Raw genomic sequence first — 26,481 nt, forward strand, 5'->3', positions numbered from 1 at the left:
TTCGAGCCGGGGGCCGTTCGTACGTCGGCTCAGCGCACGCCGACCGCCGCGAGCGCCTTGCGCTGGCGCGGGCTCGGCTGGGCCGGGAAGTACAGGTAGCAGACGCCGCCGGTACCGGAGACGACCTTGCCACTGGCGTTGTACCGCTTGGTCCTGAGCCAGATATTTTCCCACTCGCGCCGCTTGTAGACGCGCCGCACGGCCTCGTTGGTCGGCGAGTTCGGGTCGTTGGCGATCACGTCACCGGTGGCCGTGAAGCCGATCACGGTCATCAGGTGGCCGGAGGTGCCGTAACCCGCGCCCGTGAGCTCCTCCTTGAGGAAGGACTGGGACGTTATGGCCGGGATGCCGGCGGCGATCAGCGTCTCCAGGTCGGTGAGCGAGCCGAGCCGGGTGACCACGCCCTGGAGGCCCTTGAAAGTGGCCGCGTAGGCGGCGTTGAACGGCCAGTTGCCGCAGCCCTCGTACTGGTAGTCGTAGGTGTACCGGGCCGCGTGGCAGACCTGCGGGTCGGCGTACGCGGGGTCCACCCAGGCCAGTTGCTCGGAGCTGAGCCGGCCGCCCCAGTACTCGATGATCATCTGCGAGGAGGTGGGGCTGCACCAGGCCTCCCCGCCGTTGTCGTACTCGGGGTACTGGCCGATGTGGATCTCCTGCGAGTAGCGCGGGACGGTCAGTTCCTGGGCGAGACCCGGGGCGGAGGCCGGGACGGTGAAGCGGTCGGGGACGTCGGAGCCCATCGCACCGAGCCGCCAGACCGTGGGCGTGGTCTTCGCGCCGGGCTTGCGGTAGAGGGTGAGCCTGAGGCGGTACGACACCAGGCGCAGGCCCGCGGCCGGGTCGTCGATCGCGAAGGTGTCCGTCCAGACGCTGCTCTTGTCGTCGCTCTGGTCGTCGACCGAGGTCCGCCTGATGTCCTGGTCGCCGGCCGCCCAGCGGCCCATCACGTACCAGGGGGTGTCCGTGCCGTCGGAGTACGTGCCCTTGAGCTCCACCTGGAGCCAGGTGCCGGCCGGGGTGTGGGCGTTCCAGGAGGCGATCGCCTCCGTGGCGGGGACGGCGAGCTCGTGGACGGGGGACGTCCAGGTCGCGTACTCCCAGGCGGCCGTCCTGCCGGTGTGCGGGTCGGTGTAGTCGGCGGTGCCCGCGGGGGTGCCGATCACGACACCCGGGCGGACGCCCGCGACGGCCCGGGTGCCCTTGGCGGTGCCGCCGCGCCAGTGGGCGTACGTGGTCCAGAAACGGTTGTCGACCGGGCGGGCCGGGGCAAGGTCGGTCGTGTCGGTCACGATGCTGCTCGTGGTGTCGGCGGACGCCGGGCCCGCGCTGCCGGCCACGGCGGCGGCGACCGCGGCGGCCAGGACGGTTCTCCGGGACGGCTGTTCGGCTCTGCTCATGGGCGGAATGACTCCCAGGTGTCCGAGTCGGGGCAGGTCCAATGCACGGTTGTGCGCCAACTATGGAGCAGGCGGCATGCTCCTGCCAGCACTTCGGGCCATGCCACGCCCGGCAATATTGGTCTCTTCCACTGGCGTGACCTGGCCGACTTAGACTGCGGGGAGAAATCCTGCTCCCTGCTCCCTGCTCCCCGAGGAACGGCCATCCGCGACCTCGCCTCCCGGCTCCGCCGACTCCCCCCGTCCTGCGGACCGGTCCGCCTGATCGGCGTCGACGGACACGCCGGCTCCGGGAAGTCCACGTTCGCGCGGCAGTTGGCCCGGGAGCTGGACGGCGCGCCGGTACTGCGTCTCGACGACATCGCCAGCCATGCGGAGCTGTTCGGCTGGACCGAGCGGCTGCTGACCCAGGTGATCGAACCGCTCGGCCGCGGCGAGACGGCGCGGTACACGCCGTACGACTGGCACACCCGCCGCTTCGGACCGCCCCGCCCGCTCCCCCCTGCCCCGGTGGTTCTCGTCGAGGGCGTGGGGGCGGGCCGCCGGGCGCTGCGCCCGTATCTGGCGCACCTGCTGTGGATGGAGCTGCCCCGCGAGGAGGCGTGGGGGCGTGGGCGGGCGCGGGACGGGGAGGAGCAGCGGGAGTTCTGGGACGGCTGGGTCCGGGCGGAACAACGGCACTTCGCCGAGGACCCCTCACGGCCCTTCGCCGATCTGCTGGTACGGCAGTGCGCAGAGGGATATGAGGTGCTGTCGGGGCCTGCCGGAAGCATTGGACCGAACCAGAACATCACGCAGGGTGACGGACCATCCGCAGTGTGCTGAACTTGTGAAGAGCCGTGCGGGAGAACTTCCCGGAGTGCTTCAACTCGGCTTGACCGACGGGCCGTACAGGTCTTACGTTCTGAATGTGCGGCACATCGAAGCCGCCCCTCAGACGCGAAGCCCCCGGTTGTTCCCCCGTGATCGGGGGCTTCGTTCTGCCCTCTTCGCGTTTTCCGGACGCCCCGGGGCATGATTCGCTCACCCTCGGTCACCACGCGCGAGTGCGCCCCTGTGCTCCCACCTCGTCAAACGGCCTGTGCGGCACCCTACGGCGGGCGACACCACCGCAGGTACGATGCCCTCGGTGCGACCTACGGACGGCTGCTCTGCGCACCGTTGCAACTCCGGTCCGCGGCACAGCGGTTGGACCAAGGCGGTCGACGGGCACCGGCCCGCCGGCCAACCAAACGGGGGCACGGTTTGTGGGGGACGTGATGGACTTCGGCACGCAGGGCCCCGAGGCCCCGGCCGACCTCGCCTGGCTGCGAGGTGTGGACGCCTACACGATGGGCGCCTATCCGCAGGCGGAGGAGGAGTTCCGCACCGCGGTGCGGATCGATCCCGGCATGGCCGACGGCTGGCTGGGACTGCACGCGCTGCGCGTGGACACGACGACAGCGCTGCTCAGGATGTTCCGGCACCGGGACCGCTTCGGCGAACAGCGCGCGCGGCACCGCCGCACCATCAACTCCTGGTACTGGCTGGGCTGGTGGGTGCAACCGGTGCTGGAGAGCCCGCGCGACCTGCTCCTCGCCCACGCCTCGCACTGGCTGGACGGCCGGCACGTCCCGGAACTCGACCGGGCCCTGGCGGGCCTGCCGCCGGTGGACGCCGACCACCAGGTCCGCTTCCTGCACGCCTGCCGCGCCTATCTCGTCAAGGACTGGGAACAGCTGGTCCGGCACACCGACCCGCTGATCAACGACCCCATGCTGGGCATCGAGGCGGGCCTGTTCGGCGGTATGGCCCGGGTCCGCCTGGAGATGTACGGGCAGGCCGAACCTCTGCTGTCGGCGGCCCTGATGCGCTGCCGCAGCGAACAGCCCCAGCGCAAGGAACTGCGCTACTGGCTGGCGCGGGCCCACGAGGGCACCGGCCGCAGCGCCGCCGCGCTGCCCCTGTACCGGGCCGTGCACCGCGTCGACCCCGCCTTCATGGACACCTCGGCCCGGCTCGCGGCGATCGCCGAGGGCGACGGGTACGACGAGTCCACCGACCTCGCCGCGATCACGCTCACCGGAGCGGGGCAGGACGTGCTGGACGGCCCGGACGGACTCGACCCGCTCTTCGGCGGCGAAGGGCGCGACCTGAAGCTGACGGAGCCCGAGCTGCCGTCCTCCGGACCGCTGCCGTCGGCATCCGATCCCGCGGTCCGCGAGAAGGCCGTGCCCTCGCCCTCGCTGCCCGCCGGGCCCACGGATCCCGCGTTACTCGAGGAGGCGCTCGCCGAGCTCGAGCGCATGGTGGGCCTGGAACCAGTGAAACGCCAGGTGAAGGCGTTGTCCGCACAGTTGAACATGGCCCGGCTGCGCGCCGGGCAGGGGTTGCCGGTCCAGCCGCCGAAACGGCACTTCGTGTTCTCCGGCCCCTCCGGCACCGGCAAGACCACCGTGGCCCGCATCCTCGGCCGGGTCTTCTACGCCCTCGGGCTCCTCGGCGGTGACCATCTCGTGGAGGCCCAGCGGGCCGACCTGGTCGGCGAGTACCTCGGCCAGACCGCCGTGAAGGCCAACGAGCTGATCGACTCCGCGCTCGGCGGTGTGCTGTTCGTCGACGAGGCATACTCGCTCTCCAACTCCGGTTACGGAAAAGGCGACGCGTACGGCGACGAGGCGCTCCAAGTGCTGCTGAAACGCGCCGAGGACAACCGTGACCACCTCGTGGTGATCCTGGCCGGCTATCCCGAGGGCATGGACCGTCTGCTGGCCGCCAACCCCGGGCTGTCGTCCCGCTTCACGACCCGCGTCGACTTTCCGTCCTACCGGCCGCTCGAACTCACCTCGATCGGCGAGGTGCTGGCCACGGAGAACGGTGACGTGTGGGACGAGGAGGCGCTGGACGAGCTGCGCTCCATCGCCGGGCATGTGGTCGACCAGGGGTGGATCGACGAGCTGGGCAACGGGCGGTTCCTGCGGACGCTGTACGAGAAGAGCTGCGCGTACCGGGATCTGCGGTTGTCGACGTATCCGGGGGTGCTGACGCGGGACGACTTGTCGACGCTTCGGTTGCCGGACCTGATGCAGGCGTACGGAGAGGTGCTGTCGGGGCGGGGGCCGCAGGATCCGTCGACGATGTGACGGGGCTTGGGCAGGTGCTGGTGCGGGTGCGGGTGCAGGCGGGGGCTGCGCAACCCGGCGCTGACGGGGTGCCGCTGCGCCCACCCGTGCCGCCCCGGCGGCACCACTGCCCGCAGCTACGCACGATGCCGGCTGGGCGCCGCCGCTGAGGCACAGTAGCCCGCAGGCGGCGGCGCGCCTCAGCTCGCCAGCGCCTCCTCCGGCTCCCCGCTCACCCTCGGCTCCGCGACCCGTACCTCCGGCACCTCGCGGTGGGCCGGATCGCGTACCTCGCCGACCAGCAGCTCCAGTACGTCCTCCAGGGCGACGAGCCCCAGCACCTTGCCGGACGCGTCCGCGACCTGGGCGAGGTGTGTCGCGGCCCGGCGCATCACCGTGAGCGCGTCGTCGAGGGGCAGCTCGGACCGGAGCGTCGTCATCGGGCGCCAGACCTGCTGCGGCACCGCCCGCTCGGAGTCCTCCAGGTCGAGTACGTCCTTGACGTGCAGGTAGCCCATGAAGGCGCCGTTCTCCGCCGCCACCGGGAAGCGGGAGTATCCGGTGTGGCCGGTGAGTTCGACGATCTGTCCCGGGGTGACCGAGGGGCTGACCGTCACCAGCGACTCACGCCTCAGAAGCACGTCCGTGACCGGGCGGGAACCCAGCTCCAGGGCGTCCTCCAGGCGTTCCTGCTCCTCGGGGTCGAGCAGACCGGCCTGGCCGGAGTCCTCCACGAGGCGGTTGAGCTGTTCGCTGGTGAAGACGGCCTCCACCTCGTCCTTGGGCTCGACGCCGAAGAGCCGCAGGATGCCCCCGGCGCAGGCGCCGAGGCCCACGGTGATCGGCTTGCAGAGACGGGCGAAGGCGACCAGGCCGGGGCTGAGCCACAGCGCGGCCTTCTCCGGGGCCGCCATGGCGAGGTTCTTCGGGACCATCTCGCCGATGACGAGGTGGAAGAAGACGACCGCGGCGAGCGCGATGACATAGCCGAGCGGATGGATCATGCCGTGCGGCAGGTGGATCCACTCGAAGACCGGCTCCAGCAGGCGCGCCACCGTCGGTTCGGCGACCGCGCCCAGGGTCAGCGAGCAGACGGTGATGCCGAACTGGGCGGCCGCCATCATCTGCGGCAGCCGCTCCAGGCCGTACAGGACCTGCCGGGCCCGGGCGGTGCCGAGCGGTTCGATCTGGCTGCGGCGCACGGAGACGAGGGCGAACTCGGCGCCGACGAAGAAGCCGTTGAGGAGCACGAGCAGCGCGGCGAACAGAAGTTGGAGCACGCTCATCGGGCTGCCTCCACCACGACGGGGGCCGTCCGCACCAGGCGGACGCGCTCGGCGCGGTAGTGCCCCACCTGGCGCACCGACAGCCGCCAGCCGGGCAGATCGGCCCGGTCGCCGACGGCCGGGATGCGGCCGAGGAGGTCGGCCACCAGGCCGGCGACGGTCTCGTACGGCCCCTCGGGCACGTCCAGGCCGATGCGCCGGAGGATGTCGACGCGGCAGCTGCCGTCGGCCTCCCAGGCGGGCCTGCCGTCCTCCGGCGCGGCGGGGGCGAGTTCGGGCACGTCCTGGCCGTCGTGCTCGTCGCGGACCTCGCCGACGATCTCCTCGACGATGTCCTCCAGCGTGACGACGCCTGCCGTGCCGCCGTACTCGTCGACGACGACGGCTATGGGCTGTTCGTTGCGCAACTGTGCGAGCAGGGGCCGTACGGGCAGGGTCTCGGGTACGAGCAGCGCCGGACGGGCGATGTGCACCACCGGGGTGCGCAGACGGTTGTGGGCGGGGACGGCCAGGGCGTCCTTGAGGTGCACCATGCCGACGATCTCGTCGATCTTCTCGCGGTAGACGGGGAAGCGGGACAGACCGGTGGCGCGGGTCAGGTTGACCACGTCCTCGGCGGTGGCCGACGACTGCAGGGCGCTGACCTTCACGCGCGGGGTCATGACGTGCTGCGCGGTCAGCTCGGCCAGCGACAGCGTCCGTACGAAGAGGTCCGCGGTGTCCTGCTCCAGGGCGCCGGCCCGCGCGGAGTGCCGGGCCAGGGAGACGAGTTCGCCGGGGGTGCGGGCGGAGGCCAGCTCCTCGGTGGGCTCGATGCCCAGTGCGCGGACGAGATGGTTGGCGACCGCGTTCAGGCCGGCGATCACCGGGTGGAAGAGGCGGGCGAAGGCATGCTGGGGGCCGGCGACGAAGCGCGCGACCTGCATCGGCTTGGACACCGCCCAGTTCTTGGGCACCAGTTCGCCGATCACCATCTGCACGGCCGAGGCCAGCAGCATGCCGATGACCACGGCGACACCGGAGACCGCTCCCTCGGGGATGCCGGTCGCGGTGATGGGGCCGTCCAGCAGCTCGGCGAGCGCCGGTTCGGCGAGCATGCCGACGACGAGGGAGGTGATGGTGATGCCGAGCTGGGTGCCGGAGAGCTGGAAGGACAGCTCCTTGAGGGACTCGACGACCGTACGGGCTCGTCGGTCGCCCTCGGCGGCGGCCTTCTCGGCGTCCGTCGCCTCGACCGTCACCAGGCCGAACTCGGCCGCGACGAAGAATCCGTTGGCGAGAATCAGCAGGAAAGCCGCTCCGAGGAGCAGCAGGGGGGTGGTCATGATGCCGCCGCCTCGATATGTCGGGAGGGGGCGGCGCAGGTACTACAGGACGATCCGTCCATCGCTGGAGGGAGTCACTCCTCGGGTAGCAGGAACAACACAGGGCGGAGGCGCAACGAGAACGCCTCCGCCAACAGATTAATCAAGACATGGCCCGTTACGGCAGATCCCCAGTCGAACGGTCTTCGACGAGCGCCCGCAGGGCGCGTGCGTCGGCGATGGCGTGCTGCTTGGCGATGCCCGGCTGGATGCCGAGCGCGGGCAGGCTGGTGCCGTCGCTGAGGTTGAGGAAGACCCAGGGGTCGCCGGGGCGGAGGTTCACCTGGATGATCTCGGCCCAGGCCAGGCGGCGCTTGCTGGCGATATTGACGACGGTGACACCGGTCTCGTCGGCGACGACCTTCGGCCGCGACAGCATGAGCAGCACACCGAACAGGAGCGCCCCGGTGAAGACGAAGCTGAGGCGCTCGCCGGGGCTGAGCTGCTCCAAGAGCATCGCGACTGTCGTGATGACCACGAAGATCGCGACTCCGGCGGTCAGCAGCACGGCGCGGGTGCGCCCTGGCCGGAACGTGACGGGGAGAGCGGGCATTTCGGACATTCTGACGGTGCCCCTCAGAGACGGCAGGCGTGGATGGCCGTCGTCAGGATGGCCCGCGCGCCGATGTCGTACAGGTCGTCCATGATCCGCTGGGCTTCCTTGGAAGGGACCATCGCACGGACGGCGACCCAGCCCTCGTTGTGCAGCGGGGAGACGGTCGGGGACTCGAGGCCCGGCGTCAGCGCGACGGCCTTCTCGAGCTGCTCGACGCGGCAGTCGTAGTCCATCATCACGTACGTCCGGGCCACCAGGACGCCCTGGAGGCGGCGCAGGAACTGCTGGACCTTGGGCTCGTCGGCCTCAGCTCCGACGCGGCGGATGACGACGGCCTCCGACTTCATGATCGGGTCGCCGAAGACTTCGAGGCCCGCGTTGCGCAGCGAGGTGCCGGTCTCCACGACGTCCGCGATGACTTCGGCGACGCCCAGTTCGATCGCGGTCTCGACGGCGCCGTCGAGGTGGACGACCGAGGCGTCGATGCCGTTGTCGGCGAGGTGCTTGGCGACGATGCCCTCGTACGAGGTGGCCACCGTCTTGCCGGCGAGGTCCGCGATGCCGGCCGCCGTGCCGGGCTTGCCGGCGAAGCGGAAGGTGGAGCGGGCGAAGCCGAGCGGGAGGATGGCCTCCGCGCTGGCGCCCGAGTCGATCAGCAGGTCGCGGCCGGTGATGCCGATGTCGAGGCGGCCGGAGGAGACGTAGATCGCGATGTCGCGGGGGCGGAGGTAGAAGAACTCCACCTCGTTCTCCGGGTCGACGATCCGCAGTTCCTTGGACTCGCGGCGCTGCTGGTAGCCGGCCTCATGCAGCATCTCCGCCGCAGGTCCTGACAGGGAACCCTTGTTGGGGACGGCGATGCGCAGCATGAGGTCGGCTTCCTTCGTTCGTGCGTGTGTGGTGTGCGGGTGGGTGGGTGGCGCGGCTCAGAGGTGGGCGTAGACGTCGTCCAGGGAGATCCCGCGGGCGACCATCATCACCTGGACGTGGTACAGCAGCTGCGAGATCTCCTCGGCAGCCGCCTCCTTGCCCTCGTACTCGGCGGCCATCCAGACTTCGGCGGCCTCCTCGACGACCTTCTTGCCGATGGCATGGACGCCCTTGCCGACCAGTTCTGCGGTGCGGGAAGTGGCGGGGTCGCCGTGTGCGGCCTTGTGCTGGAGCTCGGTGAAGAGCTCCTCGAACGTCTTATTGGACATGGTGGCGCCCACTTTACGCGGTGTGGTGGCCGGCCTAACGCCACGGTTCAGATACTGAGCGGAGGGTGGCCGCCGTGGCCACCGCCGCCGTCACCGCCTCGTGGCCCTTGTCCTCGTTGGAGCCCTCGATGCCGGCCCGGTCCAGGGCCTGCTCCTCGGTGTCGCAGGTGAGGACACCGAAGCCGACGGGGACGCCGGTTTCCACGGACACCTGGGTGAGGCCCTGGGTGACGCCCTGGCACACGTACTCGAAGTGGGGGGTGCCGCCGCGGATGACGACACCGAGGGCGACGATCGCGTCGTAGCCGCGGCCCGCGAGGACCTTGGCGACGACCGGGAGCTCCCAGGTGCCGGGGACCCTCAGCAGGGTCGGCTCGTCAATCCCCAGGTCGCGCAGGGCGCGCAGCGCGCCGTCCACCAGACCGTCCATCACCTTCTCGTGCCACTGTGCCGCGATGACGGCGACCCGCAGGTCTCCGACATTGCGTACGGACAGTTCCGGTGCACCCTTGCCGCTCACGTCGCTCCTTGGTGTTCTGTCTTACTGGTTGCCGCAGGTGGACACGGGTGTCGTGTCCAGCCAGGGCAGGTCGTGACCCATCCGGTCCCGCTTGGTGCGCAGGTAGCGGAGGTTGTGCTCGCCCGCCTGTACGGGCATCGGCTCGCGGCCGTTGACCTTGAGGCCGTGGCGGACGAGCGCGTCGGTCTTGTCGGGGTTGTTGGTCATCAGACGCACGCTGTGGACGCCGAGGTCCTGAAGGATCTGCGCGCCGGCGCCGTAGTCCCGGGCGTCGGCGGGCAGGCCGAGTTCCAGGTTGGCGTCGAGGGTGTCGTGGCCCTGCTCCTGGAGCTCGTACGCGCGCAGCTTGGACAGCAGGCCGATGCCGCGTCCTTCGTGGCCGCGCAGATAGACCACCACTCCCCTGCCCTCGCTCTGGATGCGCTCCAGGGAGGCGTCGAGCTGGGGGCCGCAGTCGCAGCGGGCGGAGCCGAAGACGTCGCCGGTGAGGCACTCGGAGTGGACGCGGACCAGGACGTCCTCGCCGTCGCCGATGTCTCCGTGCACCAGGGCGACGTGCTCGACGCCGTCCACGGTGGAGCGGTAGCCGTACGCCGTGAAGGTGCCGTGGACGGTGGGCAGGCGGGTCTCGGCCTCGCGGCGGACGGTGGGTTCGGAGCTGCGGCGGTAGGCGATCAGGTCCTCGATGGAGATGATCGTCAGGCCGTGCTTGCGGGCGAAGGGGATCAGTTCGGGCAGGCGCAGCATGCGGCCGTCCTCGCCGGCGATCTCGACGATCGCGCCGGCCGGGCGCAGGCCCGCGAGGCGGGCGAGGTCGACGGCTGCCTCGGTGTGGCCGTTGCGGACCAGGACCCCGCCGGGCTTGGCGCGGAGCGGGAAGACATGGCCGGGGCGGACGAGGTCCGTGGGCTCCGCCGTACCGCTCGCGAGCAGCTGAAGCGTGGTGGCCCGGTCGGAGGCCGAGATGCCGGTGCTCACACCGTGAGCGGCGGAGGCGTCGACGGAGACTGTGAACGCGGTTTTCATCGACTCGGTGTTGTCGTCGACCATCTGCGGGAGCCGCAGCCGCTCCAGCTCGTCGCCCTCCATGGGGGCGCAGATCAGGCCGCGGCACTCGCTCATCATGAAGGCGACGATCTCGGGGGTCGCCTTCTCGGCGGCGACCACGAGGTCGCCCTCGTTCTCCCGGTCCTCGTCGTCCACGACCACGATCGGGCGGCCGGCCGCGATGTCCGCGATGGCCTGCTCGATCGGGTCGAGCGCGAAGTCCTCGAAACCGTCGGTGCTGTACAGGATCGGTGCCGCTGTCATGCCGGCGCTCCTTCCAGAGTGGGCTGCGAGGCCTTGCGGGAACGCAGCCACCAGTCGCGCATGCCCCACAGGACGAGCGCGCCGTAGATGACGTAGACGAAGCCGGAGAAGGCGTAGCCGTTGGCGAAGTTCAGGGGGACGCCGACCAGGTCGACCAGCAGCCAGGCGAACCAGAACTCGACCATGCCGCGTGCCTGGGCGTACATGGCGACGATGGTGCCGACGAAGATGTAGGCGTCCGGCCAGGGGTCCCAGGACAGGGTCGGGTAGGCCTTGAAGAGGAGGGCCACCGCGACGGTGCCGACGGCGGCGGCGCCGACCATCGCCGCGCGCTCGCGCCAGGTGGCGAACCGCGGGGTGATCTGGCCGTCGCCGGACTGACCCTGGCGGCGGTTCCACTGCCACCAGCCGTACCCGGCGACGACCATGACGACGGCCTGCTTGCCCGCGCTGCCCGTCAGGTGGCCGAAGAAGGCCCCGAAGAGGACGAGGCCGGACAGGAACTGGACGGGCCAGGTCCATATGGACCGGCGCCAGCCGAGGGCGAGGCCGACCAGGCCGAGGATGTTGCCGACCATGTCCGACCAGAGGATGTGCTGGTCGAAGAGGACGAACGCCTCGGAGTTCAGCCAGTTCACTGAGCGGCCCCCTGACTGCCCATCAGCCGCTCGACGTACTTGGCGATGACGTCGACCTCGAGGTTGACCGGGTCGCCGGGCTGCTTGCGGCCCAGCGTGGTCAGGTCGAGGGTGGTGGGGATGAGGCTCACCGTGAAGTAGTCCGGGCCCGCGTCGACGACGGTGAGGCTGATGCCGTCGACGGTGATGGAGCCCTTCTCGACGACATAGCGCGTGAGGTCCGCGGGGAGCGAGATCTTCACGATCTCCCAGTTCTCGGACGGCTTGCGCTCCAGCACCGTGCCGGTGCCGTCGACGTGGCCCTGCACGATGTGGCCGCCGAGGCGGGCGCCGAGGGCCATGGGGCGTTCGAGGTTGACGCGGGAGCCGACGGCGAGGGCGCCGAGGCTGGAGCGGTTCAGCGTCTCGGCCATCACATCGGCCGTGAACCAGTCGCCCTCGTGCTCGACGACGGTCAGACAGACGCCGTTGACGGCGATGGAGTCGCCGTGCTTCGCACCCTCGGTGACGATGGGGCCGCGCAGCCGGAAGCGGGAGGCGTCGCCGAGGTTCTCGACGGCGGTGACCTCACCCAGCTCTTCGACGATTCCGGTGAACACTTCCCGGGTCCTCCTGCCTCTTCGGGCACGGACTCCGGGGCTGTCGATGACGACAGAATGTACGAGCGGGAACACCGGGGACGACGCCGGACAGGGCTCGCCCCATGGACGAACCGGTTCGGCGGCGCGCACGAATGCCCGCCCGCCGCGCACTGCCTCCCATCCGGACTTTAACCGTCGGTCCAGGAATTTCACCTGGTCAACCGGCCGCTGGAAGCGACCGGGTCGCGGACTGTAACCGCCGGTTCGGACTTTCACCGACCCCGGAGTGCGCTGCTTCTGGTACAGAGCCAGTGTGCCACGCCTGATCGACGTCCATACGGGCGAACGGTGTGGGGTGACTCACAGGATCCGCCGATGGACTTCTCGGGCGGACCGTGGCGGCCCAATTCCCGCACGCGGTCCGCAGCTTGACCTTGGTCCGCGACCCTTGACGCAATGGTCTAGTCCTTTTTAGGGTCACCTTGGGTGGACACCCGCACAGACGGGCCCGGCGGCGGTGACGACGGCCCTTGCCCGCCGCCGGGCCTCTTTACTGGGGAGGGGCGCTCCATCCGGGGACGTCCGGTGTGCGAAGGGGCTGAACACCATGACCACGATCCTGGTGACCGGCGGCAGCGGAACGCTCGGCCGGCTCGTCACCGAGCGGCTGCGCGCGGGCGGGCACGAAGTGCGGGTACTCAGTCGGCACACGCAGCCGTACGCCGTCGATCTGCGGGAGGGCGGCGCCGGACTGGACGCCGCCGTCGCGGGCGTGGACACGATCGTGCACTGCGCGAGCACACCGCGCGGCGGTGACGAGCAGGCGGCGGCACACCTGATCGCGGCGGCGCGGCGGGCGGGCGTGGGCCACCTCGCCCACATCTCGATCGTCGGGGTGGACCGGGTGCCGCTCGGCTACTACCGGACCAAGCTCGCCGTGGAGAAGCAGATCGAGGAGTCGGGGCTCGGCTGGACCGTGCTGCGGACGACCCAGTTCCACGATCTGCTCGTACAGGTGTTCCAGGTGCTGGCCAAGGCGCCGGTCGTGCCGTTGCCCGCGGGTGTCCGGGACCAGCCGATCGAGGTGGCCGAAGTCGCGGAACGGCTGGCCGAGTTGGCGGCGGGCGCACCCGCGGGGCGGGTCGACGAACTGGGCGGACCCGAGGTGCGGTCGCTCGAGTCGCTGGCTCGCGCCTACCTGAAGGCGACGGGGCGGAAGCGGGCGGTTGTGAACGTGCCGCTGGCGGGCAAGGCGTACCGGGGGTTCCGGGCGGGCGGCCATCTGACGCCGGAACGGGCCGTGGGCAAGGGGACGTTCGAGGACTACCTGGCTGCCAAGCGGCGGGGTTGAGGGCTGTCCGGCGGCTCAGGCGGAGGGAAACGGCGGCACGCCTCGTCGACGCCGGGGACGACACCGATGAGCCGAGGCGATGGGGCGCTGACGCGCGAGCGCGGCGGTCGAGAGGTCCTGGCTCAGCTCGTCCTCCGGGGCGCGAACAGCTCGTCCTGCGCCTGCTCCCGCGCCGTGAGCAGCGCCCCGCGCAGCACCGCACCGCCCCCCAGGGCGCTGGGCCGCACCTCCGTGGGCAGGGGTGACAGCCGGGCGAGACGGTCCTGGACCCGCAGTGCCAAGGTGTCGCCGCCCGCGCGACCGATCTCACCGGCCAGCACCACACAGCCAGGGTCCAGTACGGCGATGACAGCGGCGGCGCCGAGGGCGACGCGGTCGGCGAGAGCGTCGAGGAAGCGGTCGGGGGCGGGGCTGGGGGGCGGCGCGGCGTGGTCACCCTCGGCGGGCGCGGTCGGGCTGTGGTCGGCGTCAGAGGCCGGGCCTGCATGCGACGCGGCACCAACCTCGGGATCGGTGGGCGGCCCGGCACCGCCGCCCGCGGCGAGCGCGTCCGGGGAGCGGGCAGCGTCAGGAGCCGGGCCCGGATGGGGCGCGGCACGGATGTTGTCGGCGAGCGCGTCCCGGGAACGGTCGGCATCAGAAGCCGGGCCCGGATGCAACGCAGCACGACCATCCCCCGCCCGAGCGTCCAGAAAGCCGCCAACCGCAGATCCCGTGACCGGCCCACCACCGCCGCCCTCGGCGAGCACGTCCAGCGAGCGGCCGGCATCAGAAGCCAAGCCCGGATGCGACCCACCACGACCATCCCCCGCCCGAGCGTCCAGAAAGCCGCCAACCGCAGGTCCTGTGACCGGCACGGCACGACCACCGTCGGCCGGCGCGGCCAGGCTGCGGTCGGCGTCAGGAGCCGAGGCCGGATGCGGCGCGGCACGGTCGCCCTTCGCGAGGGCTCCGCGGTGCGCGCGGTCCACCGCGGCCGCCGGGCCTTCCACCGCCTTGCCCATCGCGGCCGCCCGGCCCTCCCCCACCCTCTCCACGGCCACCGCCATGTCCGCTGCTGCCGCCGCCCCCTCCAGCAATACCGCCCGGCCCGCCACCGCCGCCTCGTCCACCATGACCGCCCGGCCCTCCACCGCCTCCACCGCCGCCCGCACAAGCGCCGCCGCCCGCGGCTCGTGTGCCGTGGGCGTCGCGGTGAGACCGTGTTCTGCCGCCAGGTCGGCGATCGCGCCCGCACCCGCGAGGGAGTGGAAGCCTCCGTCGCAGTCGGTCGCCGAGGGCAGGCCCGTGGTGCCCGGTACCGGCAGGAAGCCGATCTCGCCCGCGCCGCCGGAGGCTCCCCGGCGCAGGGTCCCGTCGAGGACGACCGCCGCGCCGATGCCCATGCCGAGCCAGAGGAGCACGAAGGTGTCCCGGTCGCGGGCGGCGCCGTCGCGCTGTTCGGCGAGGGCGGCGAGGTTGGTCTCGTTCTCGACGCTGACGCGGGCCTGGGGGAACCGTTCCTGGAGCGCCGCCACCAGTTGCCGGTGCCATTCGGGCAGGCCCGAGGAGTCGCGGAGGTCGCCGCTCGCCGGGTCGATCAGGCCGGGGGCGCCGATGCCGAGGGTGTGCAGCCGGTCGGCGCCGGCCTCCTTCGCCACCCGCTCGACGAGGGTGACCGCCTGCTCGACCGCGGAGCCGGTGCCGGTGTCGTCGCCGATCGGCACGGACGCCTCGGCGAGCACCTGGCCGAGGAGGTCGGAGACGAGGACAGCGACGCCCTCGGTACGGATGTCCAGGGCGGCCAGATGGGCGCGGTCGGCGACGATCCCGTACAGCTTCGCGTTCGGCCCGCGCCGCTGCTCGCCCGACTCCCCGACGACCCCGATCAGGCCGACGGCGGTGAGGCGTTCGACGAGGTCGGCGACGGTGGGCCGGGACAGGCCGGTGAGCTGCTTCAACTGCCCTGCCGTCAACGGACCCTGCTGCTGGAGCAGACGCAGGGCAAGCCTGTCGTTGATGGCCCGGGCGGTGCTCGGGGATGCGGGCATGCCGGGATCCTTCCAGATCGGGCGGACCGTACAGCGGGGGCCGATTATCCCGTTATCTATCAGGCAGGGTTCCTGATAGTTTACGGCGGCGCCGTCGGGCACCGAAATCCTGGGAGGGGTCGGAGAATGAGCGAAGTGGTCCAGGACCGACACGTGGTGAGGCGGGCCCGGTACGCCGTGGCCGCCGTCTTCGCCGTGCACGGAGCCGTGACCGGCTCGTTCGCCACCCGGGTGCCGTGGATCCAGGACCATGCGTCGGTGAGTGCGGGGCAGCTGGGCCTCGCCCTGGCCTTCCCCGCGCTCGGCGCGTCCCTGGCCATGCCGCTCGCGGGCAGTATCAGCCACCGCTTCGGCGCCCGGAACGCCCTGCGCGGCCTGATCGCCCTGTGGACCCTCTCGCTCGTCCTGCCGTCCCTGGCCCCGAACCTCCTCACCCTCTGTCTGGCCCTGTTCGTCTACGGCGCGACGGCCGGCATGGCGGACGTGGCGATGAACGCGCTCGGCGTCGAGGTCGAGAACCGCATGGGCCGCTCGATCATGTCCGGTCTGCACGGACTGTGGAGCGCGGGCGCCCTGATCGGTTCGGCGGCCGGCACCCTCGCCGCGCACCTCGGTGCGGACGCCCGGCTGCACCACACGCTGGCGGCCGGGGTCCTGACCGTGGTCGGCGTCGCCTCCTGCGCGTGGGTACTGGACCTTCAGCCCGCCGAGGACGAGGAGCCGCCGCCCCGGTTCGCGCTGCCGCCCCGGTCGGCGCTGCTCATCGGCGCGGTCGGGTTCTGCGCGGTGTTCGCGGAGGGTGCGAGCCTGGACTGGTCGGCGGTGTATCTGCGCGACCGGCTGGAGGCCTCGGCGGGGCTGGCGGCCGCGTGCACCACGGGCTTCACGCTCACCATGGCGCTCGCCCGGATCGTGGGCGACAAGGTGGTGGACCGGTACGGCTCCGTGCGCACGGTACGCGTCAGCGGAGTCCTCGCGGTGCTCGGCGGACTCCTCATCGTCGTCGCGGACCATCCGGCCGTGGCGATGGGCGGGTTCGCGCTGATGGGTCTCGGCATCGCCGTCGTCGTACCGCTGTGTTTCGCCGCGGCGGGCCGCAGCGGATCGAACCCCAGCCTGGCCATCGCCGGCGTCGCGACCATCACGTACACGTCGGGTCTGATCGCGCCGAGCGCGATCGGCGGTATCGCCGAGGCGACCAGCCTGACCGTGTCGTTCGGCCTGGTGACGGTGCTGGCGTGCGGGCTCGTGGCCTTCGCGGGCGTCCTGCGCGCGGGCGACCGCGACCGGCCGAAGGTCGATCGGCAGGCCGCGGCAGTTCCCGACCCCCGACCCTGAAACCGTCGCTCCAGGACCGCATCGTGAATCCCACCCTGCCCCACCTCTCGAACGACGACGCGGGCCGCCTGCACGGGCTGCTCGGCGCGCGGCCGGTGTACGCCCACCGGCTCACCGAGCGCGGCTACTCCAACGTCCACCGCCTGCTGGTGCGCCTGGACGACGGGCGTTCGGCGTTCGTGAAGCGGGCGGCCGACACGCAGACGGCCGGCTGGTTGCGGGATGAACACCGTGCCTATGCGGAACTCGGCGGCTCCTTCATGCCCCGGCTGCTCGGCTGGGCCGACGGAGACCATCCGCTGCTCGTCCTGGAGGACCTGTCGTCCTGCCACTGGCCGCCGCCTTGGTCCCCCCACCAGGTCGGTGCCGTCTTCGACGCGCTCGCGGAACTCGCCGCGTGCCGCCCCTTCCCGGGCCTGGGCAGGATCATTGGGACCGTGCACGCGCAGAGCGGCTGGGCGGAGGTGGCCCGCGACCCCGCTCCCCTCCTCGCCCTCGGCCTGTGCTCTCCCTGCTGGCTCGACCGGGCGCTCCCGGCGCTCCTGGACGCCTCGGGCGACGCCACGTGCCTGGACGGCGACGCGGTGCTCCACCTCGACGTGCGCAGCGACAACCTCTGCTTCCGGGACGGCAGGGCGCTTCTGGTCGACTGGAACCTCGCGGCCGTCGGCGACGCGCGGTACGACCTCGCCTTCTGGCTGCCGAGCCTGCACGCCGAAGGAGGGCCGCCGCCGGAATCGGTCGCCTCGGTCCCGCCCGAGCACGTCGCGCTGGTCGCCGGGTTCTTCGCCTGCCGGGCCGGGCTGCCGGTGATCCCGGCGGCGCCGCGGGTCCGGGACGTCCAGCTGAGCCAGCTGAGGACGGCGCTGCCCTGGTGCGCACGGGTGCTCGGGTTGCCGGAGCCCGGCTGACCCGCCTGGGGTCCTGTCAGCGCGCCAACTCGTAGGCGTACGACGGCGTGAACGTGCCCGGTGCTCCCTTGCAGCCGTCCGACTCCCCCGGCAGCTTCACCCACAGATAGCCGTCGATCCGCGCCTCCCCCGTGCTCAGCGTGGGCGTGCGGCCGAGCTTGCGGCCGGACGGGTCGCACCACTCGCCGTCGGCCGGGGCGCCGTTGCCGTTGCGGCTGGTGTCGATGACGGCACCGAGGCCGGCCGGGCCGCCCAGGGCGTCGAGGACCTGGCGGTCGTAGGCGATCTCGTCGTCCGTGCGGTGGAAGTTGGAGACGTTGCTGAAGACACCGTCGGAGGAGGCGGCCGAGGCGGCCCCGGCCTGCCGCAGCCAGCCCGCCTGTTTCGCGGCGGCGTGCCAGCCGGAGTGGCCGGCGTCGTAGTAGACCCGTGCCTTGGGGTTGGCGGCCTTGAGGACGCGGCCCGCGCGCGCCAACGAGGCGAAGCGGCGGCCGCGTTCGCCCGTCGAGAGGCAGTCGGCCTGGGCGACCGAGTCGGGCTCCAGGATCACGATGACCTCGCCGGAGCCCAGTCCGGCGGCGAAGGCGTCGATCCAGTCGTCGTACGCGTCGAGGTCGGGCGCACCGCCCTGCGAGGCGCCTCCGCAGTCGCGGCCGGGGATGGCGTACGGCACGACGACGGGCACCCGGCCCTGTGTGCTGCCGCCGGCGGTGACCGCGCGGACCCGGGAGGTGATGGTCGAGGGCGTGAAGTCGGCGAACCAGACGGCCGCGGGCTGGTCGGCTATCCGGGACTCTATGACCACGTGGCGCGGATCGCCGTCGTTGGCGCGCACCCACTCGAGCACCTGGGACTCGGGGTGGCGGTAGAGCCGGGTGGAGGCGGCGGGCGCCTGCCGCTTGTCCGTCGTCTCCGTCTTCGTCGGGGACGGCGTGGGGCTCGCCTTCTTCTTCGGGGACGGCGAGGCGGACGGACTCGCGCTGGGCGAGGCGGACGACGGCGTCGGAACAGCTGGCGGGGGCGCCAGATATGGCGAATTGGTCACCTCGGGCCTCGCCGTGTCGGAGTCCTGCCGGTCGTCGAGGGCGGACAGCATCCCGGACGCGGTGCCTATCGCGACCACCACCGAGGCCGCCGCGACCATGGCGCCACGCCGCGCGGTCCGCCTGCGCTCGGCCCGGCGCGCGGCCAGGCGATGCGCACGTGAGCCTGACACGGTGCAGCTCCCCCCTGTTGCTCTCCCCCACGGCGGGCGCGTTCCCCCGTTCTGGGGAAGCGTCGGGCCCGCCGGTACCCGGGCCAGCCTAAAGGTGCGACTCTGCCCCCATGGTGCAATGCGAACAAGTCGCCACCCCCGTCGAGCGAGTCACCACCCCCGTCGACGAGGTCGTCTACCGGATGCGCGCACTCGACGCGAGCCTGCCGGTGGGCGACGGCCTCGCGGTCTTCAACCGCGTCTACCTCGCCGTCACCGAGGCCGTCGACCGGCGTATCGACAGCGGGCAGTTCGGGGACGCGCGGGCCGCGATCACGCTGGACGTGCGGTTCGCGGAGCGCTACCTGGACGCCGTCGAGGCGGTGGCCGACGAGCGGCGCCCGCCGGCCTGCTGGCGGCCCCTGTTCCAGATGCGCCGCCATCCCGGCGTACGACCGTTGCAGTTCGCGCTGGCGGGCATCAACGCGCACATCGGGCACGACCTGGCGCTCGCCGTCGTGGACACCTGTCGTACGCTCGGCTGCGAACCCGCCGACGTGGAGGACGAGTTCGACCGGGTGGGCGATCTCCTCGTCTCGCTGGAGGAGCGGATCCGCGAAGAGCTGATGCCGGGCCCCGACCTCCTCCAGATCGCCGACCCGCTCACCCATCTGCTCGGCTCCTGGAGCCTGGAGCGCGCCCGGGAGGCGACGTGGACGGCGGCGCGGGCCCTGTGGGTGCTGCGCCGACTGCCCGACGTCGCCGAGGAGTTCACCGAGCGCCTGGACGCGGCGGTGGGCCTGGCGGGACGCATGCTGCTCACGCCCTTGCCCGACCGGTGATCCCTGCCCGACCGGTGATCTAGTCCTCGGGGAGTTCGACGGGTGCGATCTCGTCGTACACGTCCCCCGGCCCGGGGTTCGTGGCGTCGGTCGTCCCGCCGAAGTGGTGCATGACGCCCCACACCGCGTTCAGCGCGGTCTGCACGGCGCCCTCGGCCCAGCCGGCCGTCCAGGAGATGTCGTCGCCGGCGAGGAAGACGCCCCGCTTGTCCTCGGGCAGCCGGTCCTGCATGAAGTGGGTGAACAGGCGCCGCTGGTAGCGGTAGTGGCCGGGCAGGTTGGCCTTGAACGCGCCCATGAAGTAGGGCTCGTTCTCCCAGGACACGGTCACCGGGTTGCCGATGATGTGCTTCCTGATGTCGACCTTCGGGTAGATCTCGCCGAGCGACTTCAGCATGACCTCCATCCGCTCGTTGGCGGACAGCGGCAGCCACTTCAGGCTGTCGTCGCACCAGGTGTACGACAGACAGATCACGGCCGGCTTGTCCGGACCGTCGTCCAGGAGGTAGGTCCCGCGGGTCATGCGGTCGGTGAGGGTCATCGACATGACGTCCCGGCCGGTCTGCTCGTCCTTGTCCAGCCAGAACGGCCGGTCCACGGGCACGAAGAGCTTCGACGACTCCATGTAGTGCGTCCGCTCGATCGCCGTCCAGTGGTCGATCGGGAAGAGCGAGTCGTCGCAGGCGATCTTCGACAGCAGCATCCAGGACTGGGCGGTGAAGACCGCCGCCCGGAAGGTGCGGATGTCGCCGTCCGCGTCCGTCACGGTGATCCGGTTGCCCGCGGTGCGGTGCAGCCGGGTCACGGCCGGGCGGGGTTCGCCGCCCTCGTGCAGGCTCGCGAGCGAGGTGCCGTACGGCCAGTGGACGATCTTCTCCGGCTCGCGCTCCCACAGGCGCAGCGGCAGTTGCTGGGAGCCGCCGACGATGCCGCGGTGGTGGTCGTCGGCCTCGGTGTAGACGACCCGGAGGATTTCGAGGATGGAGTTGGGGAAGTCGGTGTCCCAGCCTCCTGTCCCGAAGCCGACCTGGCCGAAGATCTCGCGGTGCCGGAAGGACTTGAAGGCCTCGGAGTCGCAGAGGAAGCCGTAGAAGGTCTGGTTGTCGAGCTTCTCGACGAGCTTCGCCCAGATCTCGCGGATGCGCGGCACGTCCCGCTCGCGCATCGCCCGGTTCATGTCGGAGAAGTCGGCGCCCTCTTCGAGGCACGCGTTCCAGGCGGCCGCGACGTCCCGGTAGACCTGGGGCAGGTCGTCGACCGTCTCGGCGTAGTGGGACTCGCCCTTGAGGTCGACGACGGTCGAAGGGGTCGTCTCCGCGAGGGGGTTGGGGAAGGGCCGGGTCTCCAGTCCCACCAGGTCGATGTAGTGCTGGAGGGCCGTGGAGGAGGGCGGGAAGCGCATCGCGCCCATCTCGGCGGTGAGGGACGGGTCGCAGCCGTCGAAGCCCACCGTGCGCAGCCGGCCGCCGATCCGGTCGGCCTCGTAGACGACGGGCTTCAGGCCCATCTTCATCAGCTCGTACGCGGCCACGATGCCGGACAGGCCGCCGCCGATGACCGCGACCTCGGTGCCGTGCTCGGTCGCCGGTATCTGGCCGAGGCCCGCCGGGTGGGCGAGGAAGTCGTCGTACGCGTAGGGGAAGTCCGGGCCGAACATGGTGATCGGCGGCTGCTGCTCGTCTGCGTGCTCGACGGCGTTGGGCACGGTGGACGTCATGGGGACGGATTCCTCGCTGATTTCAGTATTCGTCGGCATCTGTCGGTCGGGGTGAGTAGAGTCGGGGCTGGTCGCCGGGAGTGGCTCGGAGACTGAAAACCTCACGTGGAGCCGGTGTAAGACCCGGGAGTCGTCTGGGCTGTCGGCGGTGAAGCGTGAACCGTAACCTCTGCTCAGCGAGCAGAGAACGGACCAGACTCCTTGCACGAGAGTGAGTCTGGAAGCAGCAGGACCTCAGACGAGGGTCCCGTAGAGTCCGGGGCGGCGATCCTTCAAGTACGGATTCGCCTCGCGGGAGGCGGCGAGGAAGGCGGGGTCGGCATCGGCCACCACCAACTCCTCGCCGCGCCCGGCGCGGGCACGGGCAACCCCGTCCGGGCCGGCCAGCGTGGAGAGTCCGACGAACTCGAACTCCCCTTCCTGCCCCACCCGGTTGACGTACGCCACGTACATCTGGTTCTCGAAGGCCCGCACCGGAATGACCGACTCGGCGACGAACTGGAACGGGTGCATCTGCGCGGTCGGCACGAGGAGGAGGTCGGTGCCGGCGAGGGCGTGGGCGCGGACGTTCTCCGGGAACTCGACGTCGTAGCAGATCATCAGGCCGACCCGCAGCCCGTCGAGCTCGGCCTGTACGACCGCCTGGTCGCCCGGCGTGAAGTGGTCGCGCTCGAAGCAGCCGAAGAGGTGGGTCTTGCGGTAGTCGGCGAGGCGGGTGCCCTCGGCGGAGATCAGCTGGGCGGAGTTGTACACCGCGTCCCCGGCCCGCTCGGGGTAGCCGTAGGCGATCGCGAGGCCGTGCCGACAGGCGGTCTCGGCGATCGCGTCCGCGGACTCGCCGTCGGCGGGCTCGGCGAGGCGGGCGATGTCGTCGCCGATGGCGTACCCGGTGAGGAACAACTCCGGCGCGACCAGGAGCCCGGCGCCCGCGGCGGCGGCGCGGCCCGCGGCCTCGTCGAGGACCTTGAGGTTCTCGACGCTCGAGCCGGGGCGGCCGGAGCTCTGGAGCAGGGCGGTGCGCATGCGTGTTCCTCACCGGGCTGACGAGTGGCGGAAGGGTGGCGAAAGGGTGGTTGTGGGGGCCATGTAACGGTACGGGCGGCGGCCTCGGGCGGACAAGAAGGAGCCGTTGCGCGTGCGTGAGCGATTCGTTGCGTGCGCCGGGCGTGCGGCGGCGATTCGTTGCGCTCGCCGCGCGCCGCTCCGTACGGGCGCCGCGGCGGGGGCGAGAAGCCTGCCGGTGCCGAACCACCCCACCCGCACCCCGCCCGCCGGCACGGCTACGTCACGGCCGGCCGCCCCTTGGCCGCCAGCACCGCCGCCGTCACCAGATACGGCACCGCGAGCATCGCGAACACGGTGCCGTGCGAAGCCTGCGTGCCGAGCGTCGCGTACACGCCGAACACGGTGACCGTGGCCAGTTCGGTGCCCAGGCTCGCGACCGAGGTCAGGGTGGCCCGGCCGGTGCTGTCGATCCGGTGCTGGAGCCGGACGTCGGCGAGGATCTCGGCCACCTGGAAGCCGCCGAAGGCGAGGGCGACGAGGGCGATGCCGGCCGGGGCACCCATGACGGCACCCGCGGCGAGGGCGAGCGCGGCACCCGCGAGCAGCACGGCGAGTCCGGTCGCGCCCAGGCGTTCGGCCGCCCCGGACAGCAGACTGCCGGCCGTGACGACCAACCAGACCAGCAGGAGGAGGTGGGGCACGGTCGAGTCCGCCACGCCGGTGTCCCGGATCAGGAGGGGCGTGTACTCGTCCAGAGCGCCCCACACCGCGGCGACGGCCGGCACGAGCAGCAGGGCGCCGCGCACGGACCGGTCCTTGCGGGCGTCGGCCAGTCCCGCCCGCAGGGACGCCGTCCAGCCCTCGCCCTCGGTCACCCGTGGCACCCGGTGCTCCGGGAACCGGGTCGCCGTCGCCGCCGCCAGCAGACACGCCAGCACGCTCGCCGCGCCGGCCGCCGGGTAGCCGCCCAGCGCGAACACCGGGCCGGCCAGACCCATCGCGGCCATCACCGCCACCAGCCCCGCCGCCCGGGCCCGGCCCATGACGCGCGCGTACCGGTCGGCGGCGCCGAGCCGGTCCAGTTCGTCGTAGACCAGCGCCTCCAGGGCTCCCGAGCCGAGCGCTCCCCCGGCGCCCCACAGGACGAAGCCGAGCGCGAAGGCGCCGTACGACGGGACGGTCACCCAGAGGGTGAAGCCGGTGGCGGTGAGCAGCGGGGCGAGCCACAGCAGCGTCCGTCGGGAGACGGCGTCGGCCCAGGCGCCGGAGGGGACCTCCAGGAGCACGCCGGTGATCGACCAGAGGGCGAAGAGGGAGGAGATCTGCCACAGAGACAGACCGGTGTCGGCGAACAGCAGCGCGTACACCGGGTAGAGCAGGACCAGCTCATCGAGGAACGCGTAGCCGTACAGCGTGGCCGTGAGCCGTCGCACACCGGTGGTGTCGGGCACACGCGCAGGTGAGAGTGTCATGAGGCCTTCCCGCAGGGACGGATCGGATGCCGGAGGTACGGCGTCCGAGGCGGCCCTCGGGAGGCACGGCTCGTGGATCAATGTCGCCAGGTCATGCAACCGATGTTAGACGGGCTCCGCCCCGCTGCCCAGCGAAAATGTGGTGACCACGGCCGCGTGGTCGGACGGCCAGTCGTTGTCCTCGACGTCCGGCCAGGGCCGGGGGCGGCCGCTGACGTACGTCCGGGAGTCGAGCACGCCGAGACCCCGGTGCAGGACGAAGTCGATGCGGTCCTGTGGCTCCGGGCGGCCGCTGCCGTCCTCGTGCTCGGCGTGGACCGGGGACCAGGTGTGGCCGGGATCGCGTACCGGGTCGGGGTGGGCCTCGCGGTAGGAGTCGCTGAAGCCCGCCTCTGCCGCCGCCTTGGTCACCGGCCACTCGACGTCCGGCCAGTCCTGGTGGGAGGGGCTGTTGAAGTCGCCCATGAGGACGACGGGCACGGTGTCGTCGATGCGGCCGAGGGTGTCCCGCATCTGCTCCAGCCGCACGTCCTCGTGGGCGATCAGCTCGTCAGCCGAGCGCCCGTCGAAGGCGGACTCGTAGGGCCCGTACGGCTTGTAGTCGAGGTGCGTCGTCCAGATGTCCACCTCGGTGGCCGCGCCGACCCGGATCCGGACTCCCGCCGCCCCGTAGAAGCCGACGTCCGGGTCGCCGAAGCGGGCCGTGATCGGGTGGCGGCTGATGATGCCGAGGTTCTCCCCGGCCCGGTGGTGGTGCCAGCCGAGGGCGTCGGCGAGTTCCTGGGCGGCGGTGCCGTACGTCTCCTGGAGGCCGACCACGTCCACGCCGGTCTCCGTGATGACCTTGAGCTGCTTGGCCCGGTGGTCGCGGACCTTGGTGCCGCCGTACCAGAGGTTCCAGCTCATGACGCGGAGTTCGTACGGCAGCAGGGCGCGCAGACGTGACGGTGTCACGTCCTCCAGGCTGGCCAGCACGGTCCGGCCGGGTGCCGCCTCGATCGGGGCGAGCGAGGGCACCGCGAGCACCGCGCAGCCGGCCGCCTCGGCGGAGGTGACGCCGGTCTGCGTGTCCTCGACGGCCACGCAGGCGGCGGGGTCGACGCCGAGGGCGCGGCAGGCGGCGAGGTAGGGGTCGGGCGCGGGCTTGGTGTGCTCGGTGTCGTCGGCGGTGACGGAGACCGCGAAGCGGCTCGCGCCGAGCGCCGCCAGTACGGTGTCGGCGACCGCTCGGGGCGACGCGGTCACCAGGGCGGTGGGGACGCCCTCACGGGCCAGGGCGTCGAGCAGGCCGAGCGCGCCGGGGCGGGGCACGATGCCGGTGCGCACCCGGTCCGCGAACTCCCGGTGCAGGGCGTCGGCGAGGTCCGCGGCCAAGTTGCCTGTGGCCGCGGCGAGCCAGGCGGCGGTGTGCTCCACCGGACGGCCGAGCACCTCCGGCTGGTCGGCCTCCGTCAGGGCCCGCCCGGCGACCTGCTCCACCGCCTCCCACCACAGCCGCTCGGTGTCGACGAGCGTGCCGTCCATGTCGAACAGGACGGCTTGGAGCGGGAGTCGCGTCACAGGTGTCTCTTTCCTACGTGGGGGGAGTTCAGCGGGTTCGTTCCGCCACCAGTACCGGGCGCTCGGGCAGCGACACGCTCACCGCGGCCCCTGCACCGAGTCCGGTGGCCTCGTGGGCGGGCAGGTCGGCCTTCACCTCCATGCCGTCGGCGAGCCGTACGGTGACCCGGACGGCCGCGCCGAGGAACGCGGTGGCGACCACGCGCGCGTCCCCGTCGCCGTCGGCCCGTACGCCCATCGCCTCGGGCCGCACCAGCACGTCCACCTCGGTCACGGACGGGGCTTGGCCGTCGACCGGCAGGCGCTGTCCCAGCACCTCGACGGTCCCGCCCGTCAGCCGCCCCGGGATCCGGCTCATCGTGCCCACGAACTCGGCGACGAAGGCGGTGGCGGGACGGCCGTACAACTCGGCGGGGGCGGCGCACTGTTCGAGGCGTCCGGCGTGCATCACGGCGACCCGGTCCGCCATGGACAGCGCCTCCTCCTGGTCGTGGGTCACGAACAGCGTGGTGATACCCAGCTCCTGCTGGAGCCGCCGGATCTCCTCGCGGAGTGTGAGGCGCACCTTGGCGTCGAGCGCGGAGAGCGGTTCGTCGAGGAGCAGGACGCGGGGGCGCAGGGCGAGGGCGCGGGCCAGGGCGACGCGCTGCTGCTGGCCGCCGGAGAGCTGGTGCGGGTACTGCCGGCCCTTGTCGGCGAGGCCGACCAGTTCCAGCAGCTCGGCGGCACGCGAACGCCGTTCGGCGGTACGCACCTTGCGCATCCGCAGCCCGAAGGCCACGTTGTCGAGCGCGTCGAGGTGCGGGAAGAGGCTGTACGACTGGAAGACCATCCCGGCGTCGCGGCGGTGGGCGGGGACGCGGGTGACGTCCTCGCCGTCGACCAGCACCTCGCCGGAGTCGGGGTGTTCGAACCCGGCGAGCATGCGCAGCGCGGTGGTCTTGCCGCAGCCGGAAGGGCCGAGCAGGGCGAGGAGTTCACCGGGCTGGACGGTCAGGTCGAGGCCGTCGAGAGCGACGGTCGCCCCGAACTCCCTTCGCAGGCCCCGGAATTCGACGGTGGCGGCCTTGTCGGTGGCCGTCTTCTCAAGCGTGGTCGCGGTCATGA

The 26,481-nt window shown here is 71.8% G+C and carries 22 protein-coding genes, 2 pseudogenes and 1 riboswitch; of the genes and pseudogenes, 6 read left to right on the forward strand and 18 right to left on the reverse strand.

The window, feature by feature from the left end:
* Positions 1-29: 29 nt before the first annotated feature.
* Positions 30-1,397: a C39 family peptidase gene (locus tag AC5P09_RS03360; protein ID WP_493872370.1), complete on the reverse strand. Its 1,368-nt coding sequence runs from the start codon at positions 1,395-1,397 to the stop codon at positions 30-32.
* Positions 1,398-1,601: 204 nt separating this feature from the next.
* Here AC5P09_RS03360 and AC5P09_RS03365 point away from each other — a divergent pair, with 204 nt between their 5' ends.
* On the forward strand, positions 1,602-2,222 hold the full coding sequence (locus AC5P09_RS03365; RefSeq protein ID WP_493872560.1) for a uridine kinase family protein: 621 nt from the start codon (positions 1,602-1,604) through the stop codon (positions 2,220-2,222).
* Between the two features lie 434 nt (positions 2,223-2,656).
* The gene (locus tag AC5P09_RS03370) at positions 2,657-4,519 is read left to right on the forward strand and encodes an AAA family ATPase (protein ID WP_493872371.1); all 1,863 of its coding nucleotides are present in this window, start codon (positions 2,657-2,659) and stop codon (positions 4,517-4,519) included.
* A 179-nt stretch (positions 4,520-4,698) separates the two neighbouring features.
* Here the strand turns inward: AC5P09_RS03370 and AC5P09_RS03375 are convergent, their stop codons facing one another.
* The 9 genes from AC5P09_RS03375 to AC5P09_RS03415 all read right to left on the reverse strand — a co-directional run bounded on the left by AC5P09_RS03375 (position 4,699) and on the right by AC5P09_RS03415 (position 11,971).
* The gene (locus AC5P09_RS03375; RefSeq protein ID WP_493872372.1) at positions 4,699-5,784 is read right to left on the reverse strand and encodes a hemolysin family protein; all 1,086 of its coding nucleotides are present in this window, start codon (positions 5,782-5,784) and stop codon (positions 4,699-4,701) included.
* Positions 5,781-7,109 (reverse strand): hemolysin family protein, encoded by a 1,329-nt coding sequence (locus AC5P09_RS03380; RefSeq protein ID WP_493872373.1) that lies wholly within the window; start codon positions 7,107-7,109, stop codon positions 5,781-5,783. The genes AC5P09_RS03375 and AC5P09_RS03380 overlap by 4 nt, the downstream gene beginning before the upstream one ends.
* A gap of 157 nt (positions 7,110-7,266) precedes the next feature.
* A complete protein-coding gene (locus tag AC5P09_RS03385) occupies positions 7,267-7,710 on the reverse strand; it encodes a PH domain-containing protein (RefSeq protein WP_493872374.1) in 444 nt (147 codons plus the stop codon).
* Positions 7,711-7,724: 14 nt separating this feature from the next.
* Complete coding sequence (hisG, locus tag AC5P09_RS03390; protein WP_493872375.1) at positions 7,725-8,573, reverse strand: ATP phosphoribosyltransferase; 849 nt, start codon at positions 8,571-8,573, stop codon at positions 7,725-7,727.
* A gap of 57 nt (positions 8,574-8,630) precedes the next feature.
* Positions 8,631-8,903: a phosphoribosyl-ATP diphosphatase gene (locus AC5P09_RS03395; RefSeq protein ID WP_030946750.1), complete on the reverse strand. Its 273-nt coding sequence runs from the start codon at positions 8,901-8,903 to the stop codon at positions 8,631-8,633.
* 34 nt (positions 8,904-8,937) lie between these two features.
* A complete protein-coding gene (gene ribH / locus AC5P09_RS03400; protein ID WP_493872376.1) occupies positions 8,938-9,423 on the reverse strand; it encodes a 6,7-dimethyl-8-ribityllumazine synthase in 486 nt (161 codons plus the stop codon).
* A gap of 21 nt (positions 9,424-9,444) precedes the next feature.
* Positions 9,445-10,734: a bifunctional 3,4-dihydroxy-2-butanone-4-phosphate synthase/GTP cyclohydrolase II gene (locus AC5P09_RS03405; protein WP_493872377.1), complete on the reverse strand. Its 1,290-nt coding sequence runs from the start codon at positions 10,732-10,734 to the stop codon at positions 9,445-9,447.
* A complete protein-coding gene (locus AC5P09_RS03410) occupies positions 10,731-11,372 on the reverse strand; it encodes a nicotinamide mononucleotide transporter family protein (protein WP_493872378.1) in 642 nt (213 codons plus the stop codon). Before AC5P09_RS03410 ends, AC5P09_RS03405 begins: the two co-directional genes overlap by 4 nt.
* On the reverse strand, positions 11,369-11,971 hold the full coding sequence (locus AC5P09_RS03415; RefSeq protein ID WP_493872379.1) for a riboflavin synthase: 603 nt from the start codon (positions 11,969-11,971) through the stop codon (positions 11,369-11,371). Before AC5P09_RS03415 ends, AC5P09_RS03410 begins: the two co-directional genes overlap by 4 nt.
* Positions 11,972-12,116: 145 nt before the next feature.
* Positions 12,117-12,247, reverse strand: a riboswitch (FMN riboswitch).
* Positions 12,248-12,560: 313 nt separating this feature from the next.
* On the opposite strand from AC5P09_RS03415, the gene AC5P09_RS03420 reads away from it, so the two are divergent.
* On the forward strand, positions 12,561-13,304 hold the full coding sequence (locus AC5P09_RS03420) for an SDR family oxidoreductase (RefSeq protein WP_493872380.1): 744 nt from the start codon (positions 12,561-12,563) through the stop codon (positions 13,302-13,304).
* A 122-nt stretch (positions 13,305-13,426) separates the two neighbouring features.
* Here AC5P09_RS03420 and AC5P09_RS03425 read toward each other — a convergent pair.
* Positions 13,427-13,702 (reverse strand): annotated as a pseudogene (locus AC5P09_RS03425) (ROK family transcriptional regulator); the annotation flags it as partial.
* Positions 13,703-14,446: 744 nt separating this feature from the next.
* Positions 14,447-15,334, reverse strand: a pseudogene (locus tag AC5P09_RS03430) (ROK family transcriptional regulator); the annotation flags it as partial.
* 126 nt (positions 15,335-15,460) lie between these two features.
* Between AC5P09_RS03430 and AC5P09_RS03435 the strand changes: the two are divergent.
* Both AC5P09_RS03435 and AC5P09_RS03440 read left to right on the forward strand, forming a co-directional pair.
* Positions 15,461-16,672, forward strand: a complete 1,212-nt coding sequence (locus AC5P09_RS03435) for an MFS transporter (RefSeq protein WP_493872381.1) — start codon at positions 15,461-15,463, stop codon at positions 16,670-16,672.
* Positions 16,673-16,695: 23 nt separating this feature from the next.
* A complete protein-coding gene (locus tag AC5P09_RS03440) occupies positions 16,696-17,583 on the forward strand; it encodes a phosphotransferase (RefSeq protein ID WP_493872382.1) in 888 nt (295 codons plus the stop codon).
* Between the two features lie 16 nt (positions 17,584-17,599).
* On the opposite strand, the gene AC5P09_RS03445 is transcribed toward AC5P09_RS03440, so the two are convergent.
* The gene (locus AC5P09_RS03445) at positions 17,600-18,727 is read right to left on the reverse strand and encodes a glycoside hydrolase family 6 protein (RefSeq protein WP_493872561.1); all 1,128 of its coding nucleotides are present in this window, start codon (positions 18,725-18,727) and stop codon (positions 17,600-17,602) included.
* 182 nt (positions 18,728-18,909) lie between these two features.
* On the opposite strand from AC5P09_RS03445, the gene AC5P09_RS03450 reads away from it, so the two are divergent.
* Positions 18,910-19,620, forward strand: a complete 711-nt coding sequence (locus tag AC5P09_RS03450) for a DUF5995 family protein (RefSeq protein ID WP_493872383.1) — start codon at positions 18,910-18,912, stop codon at positions 19,618-19,620.
* Positions 19,621-19,639: 19 nt separating this feature from the next.
* Here the strand turns inward: AC5P09_RS03450 and AC5P09_RS03455 are convergent, their stop codons facing one another.
* From AC5P09_RS03455 to AC5P09_RS03475, 5 genes are all read right to left on the reverse strand, one after another.
* The gene (locus AC5P09_RS03455; RefSeq protein ID WP_493872384.1) at positions 19,640-21,337 is read right to left on the reverse strand and encodes a flavin monoamine oxidase family protein; all 1,698 of its coding nucleotides are present in this window, start codon (positions 21,335-21,337) and stop codon (positions 19,640-19,642) included.
* Positions 21,338-21,571: 234 nt separating this feature from the next.
* Positions 21,572-22,360 carry a carbon-nitrogen hydrolase family protein gene (locus AC5P09_RS03460; RefSeq protein WP_493872385.1) on the reverse strand — a complete coding sequence of 263 codons (789 nt, stop codon included), beginning with the start codon at positions 22,358-22,360 and terminating at the stop codon, positions 21,572-21,574.
* 257 nt (positions 22,361-22,617) lie between these two features.
* Positions 22,618-23,814 carry an MFS transporter gene (locus tag AC5P09_RS03465; protein WP_493872386.1) on the reverse strand — a complete coding sequence of 399 codons (1,197 nt, stop codon included), beginning with the start codon at positions 23,812-23,814 and terminating at the stop codon, positions 22,618-22,620.
* Between the two features lie 105 nt (positions 23,815-23,919).
* Entirely contained in the window at positions 23,920-25,374 is a 1,455-nt protein-coding gene (locus AC5P09_RS03470) for an HAD-IA family hydrolase (protein WP_493872387.1), read from the reverse strand.
* A gap of 28 nt (positions 25,375-25,402) precedes the next feature.
* Positions 25,403-26,479: an ABC transporter ATP-binding protein gene (locus AC5P09_RS03475; protein ID WP_493872388.1), complete on the reverse strand. Its 1,077-nt coding sequence runs from the start codon at positions 26,477-26,479 to the stop codon at positions 25,403-25,405.
* Positions 26,480-26,481 lie beyond the last annotated feature (2 nt).

This window comes from Streptomyces sp. a15 (assembly GCF_059026085.1).

What these genes read in the sequence shown, in the direction of transcription:
- AC5P09_RS03455 (WP_493872384.1), bottom strand. Translation starts at nt 21,337, where the DNA reads ATGACGTCCACCGTGCCCAACGCCGTCGAGCACGCAGACGAGCAGCAG.
- AC5P09_RS03360 (WP_493872370.1), bottom strand. Translation starts at nt 1,397, where the DNA reads ATGAGCAGAGCCGAACAGCCGTCCCGGAGAACCGTCCTGGCCGCCGCG.
- AC5P09_RS03370 (WP_493872371.1), top strand. Translation starts at nt 2,657, where the DNA reads ATGGACTTCGGCACGCAGGGCCCCGAGGCCCCGGCCGACCTCGCCTGG.
- AC5P09_RS03445 (WP_493872561.1), bottom strand. Translation starts at nt 18,727, where the DNA reads ATGGTCGCGGCGGCCTCGGTGGTGGTCGCGATAGGCACCGCGTCCGGG.
- AC5P09_RS03475 (WP_493872388.1), bottom strand. Translation starts at nt 26,479, where the DNA reads ATGACCGCGACCACGCTTGAGAAGACGGCCACCGACAAGGCCGCCACC.
- AC5P09_RS03420 (WP_493872380.1), top strand. Translation starts at nt 12,561, where the DNA reads ATGACCACGATCCTGGTGACCGGCGGCAGCGGAACGCTCGGCCGGCTC.
- AC5P09_RS03465 (WP_493872386.1), bottom strand. Translation starts at nt 23,814, where the DNA reads ATGACACTCTCACCTGCGCGTGTGCCCGACACCACCGGTGTGCGACGG.
- AC5P09_RS03435 (WP_493872381.1), top strand. Translation starts at nt 15,461, where the DNA reads ATGAGCGAAGTGGTCCAGGACCGACACGTGGTGAGGCGGGCCCGGTAC.
- hisG (WP_493872375.1), bottom strand. Translation starts at nt 8,573, where the DNA reads ATGCTGCGCATCGCCGTCCCCAACAAGGGTTCCCTGTCAGGACCTGCG.
- AC5P09_RS03450 (WP_493872383.1), top strand. Translation starts at nt 18,910, where the DNA reads ATGGTGCAATGCGAACAAGTCGCCACCCCCGTCGAGCGAGTCACCACC.
- AC5P09_RS03395 (WP_030946750.1), bottom strand. Translation starts at nt 8,903, where the DNA reads ATGTCCAATAAGACGTTCGAGGAGCTCTTCACCGAGCTCCAGCACAAG.
- AC5P09_RS03385 (WP_493872374.1), bottom strand. Translation starts at nt 7,710, where the DNA reads ATGTCCGAAATGCCCGCTCTCCCCGTCACGTTCCGGCCAGGGCGCACC.
- AC5P09_RS03380 (WP_493872373.1), bottom strand. Translation starts at nt 7,109, where the DNA reads ATGACCACCCCCCTGCTGCTCCTCGGAGCGGCTTTCCTGCTGATTCTC.
- AC5P09_RS03375 (WP_493872372.1), bottom strand. Translation starts at nt 5,784, where the DNA reads ATGAGCGTGCTCCAACTTCTGTTCGCCGCGCTGCTCGTGCTCCTCAAC.
- AC5P09_RS03460 (WP_493872385.1), bottom strand. Translation starts at nt 22,360, where the DNA reads ATGCGCACCGCCCTGCTCCAGAGCTCCGGCCGCCCCGGCTCGAGCGTC.
- AC5P09_RS03405 (WP_493872377.1), bottom strand. Translation starts at nt 10,734, where the DNA reads ATGACAGCGGCACCGATCCTGTACAGCACCGACGGTTTCGAGGACTTC.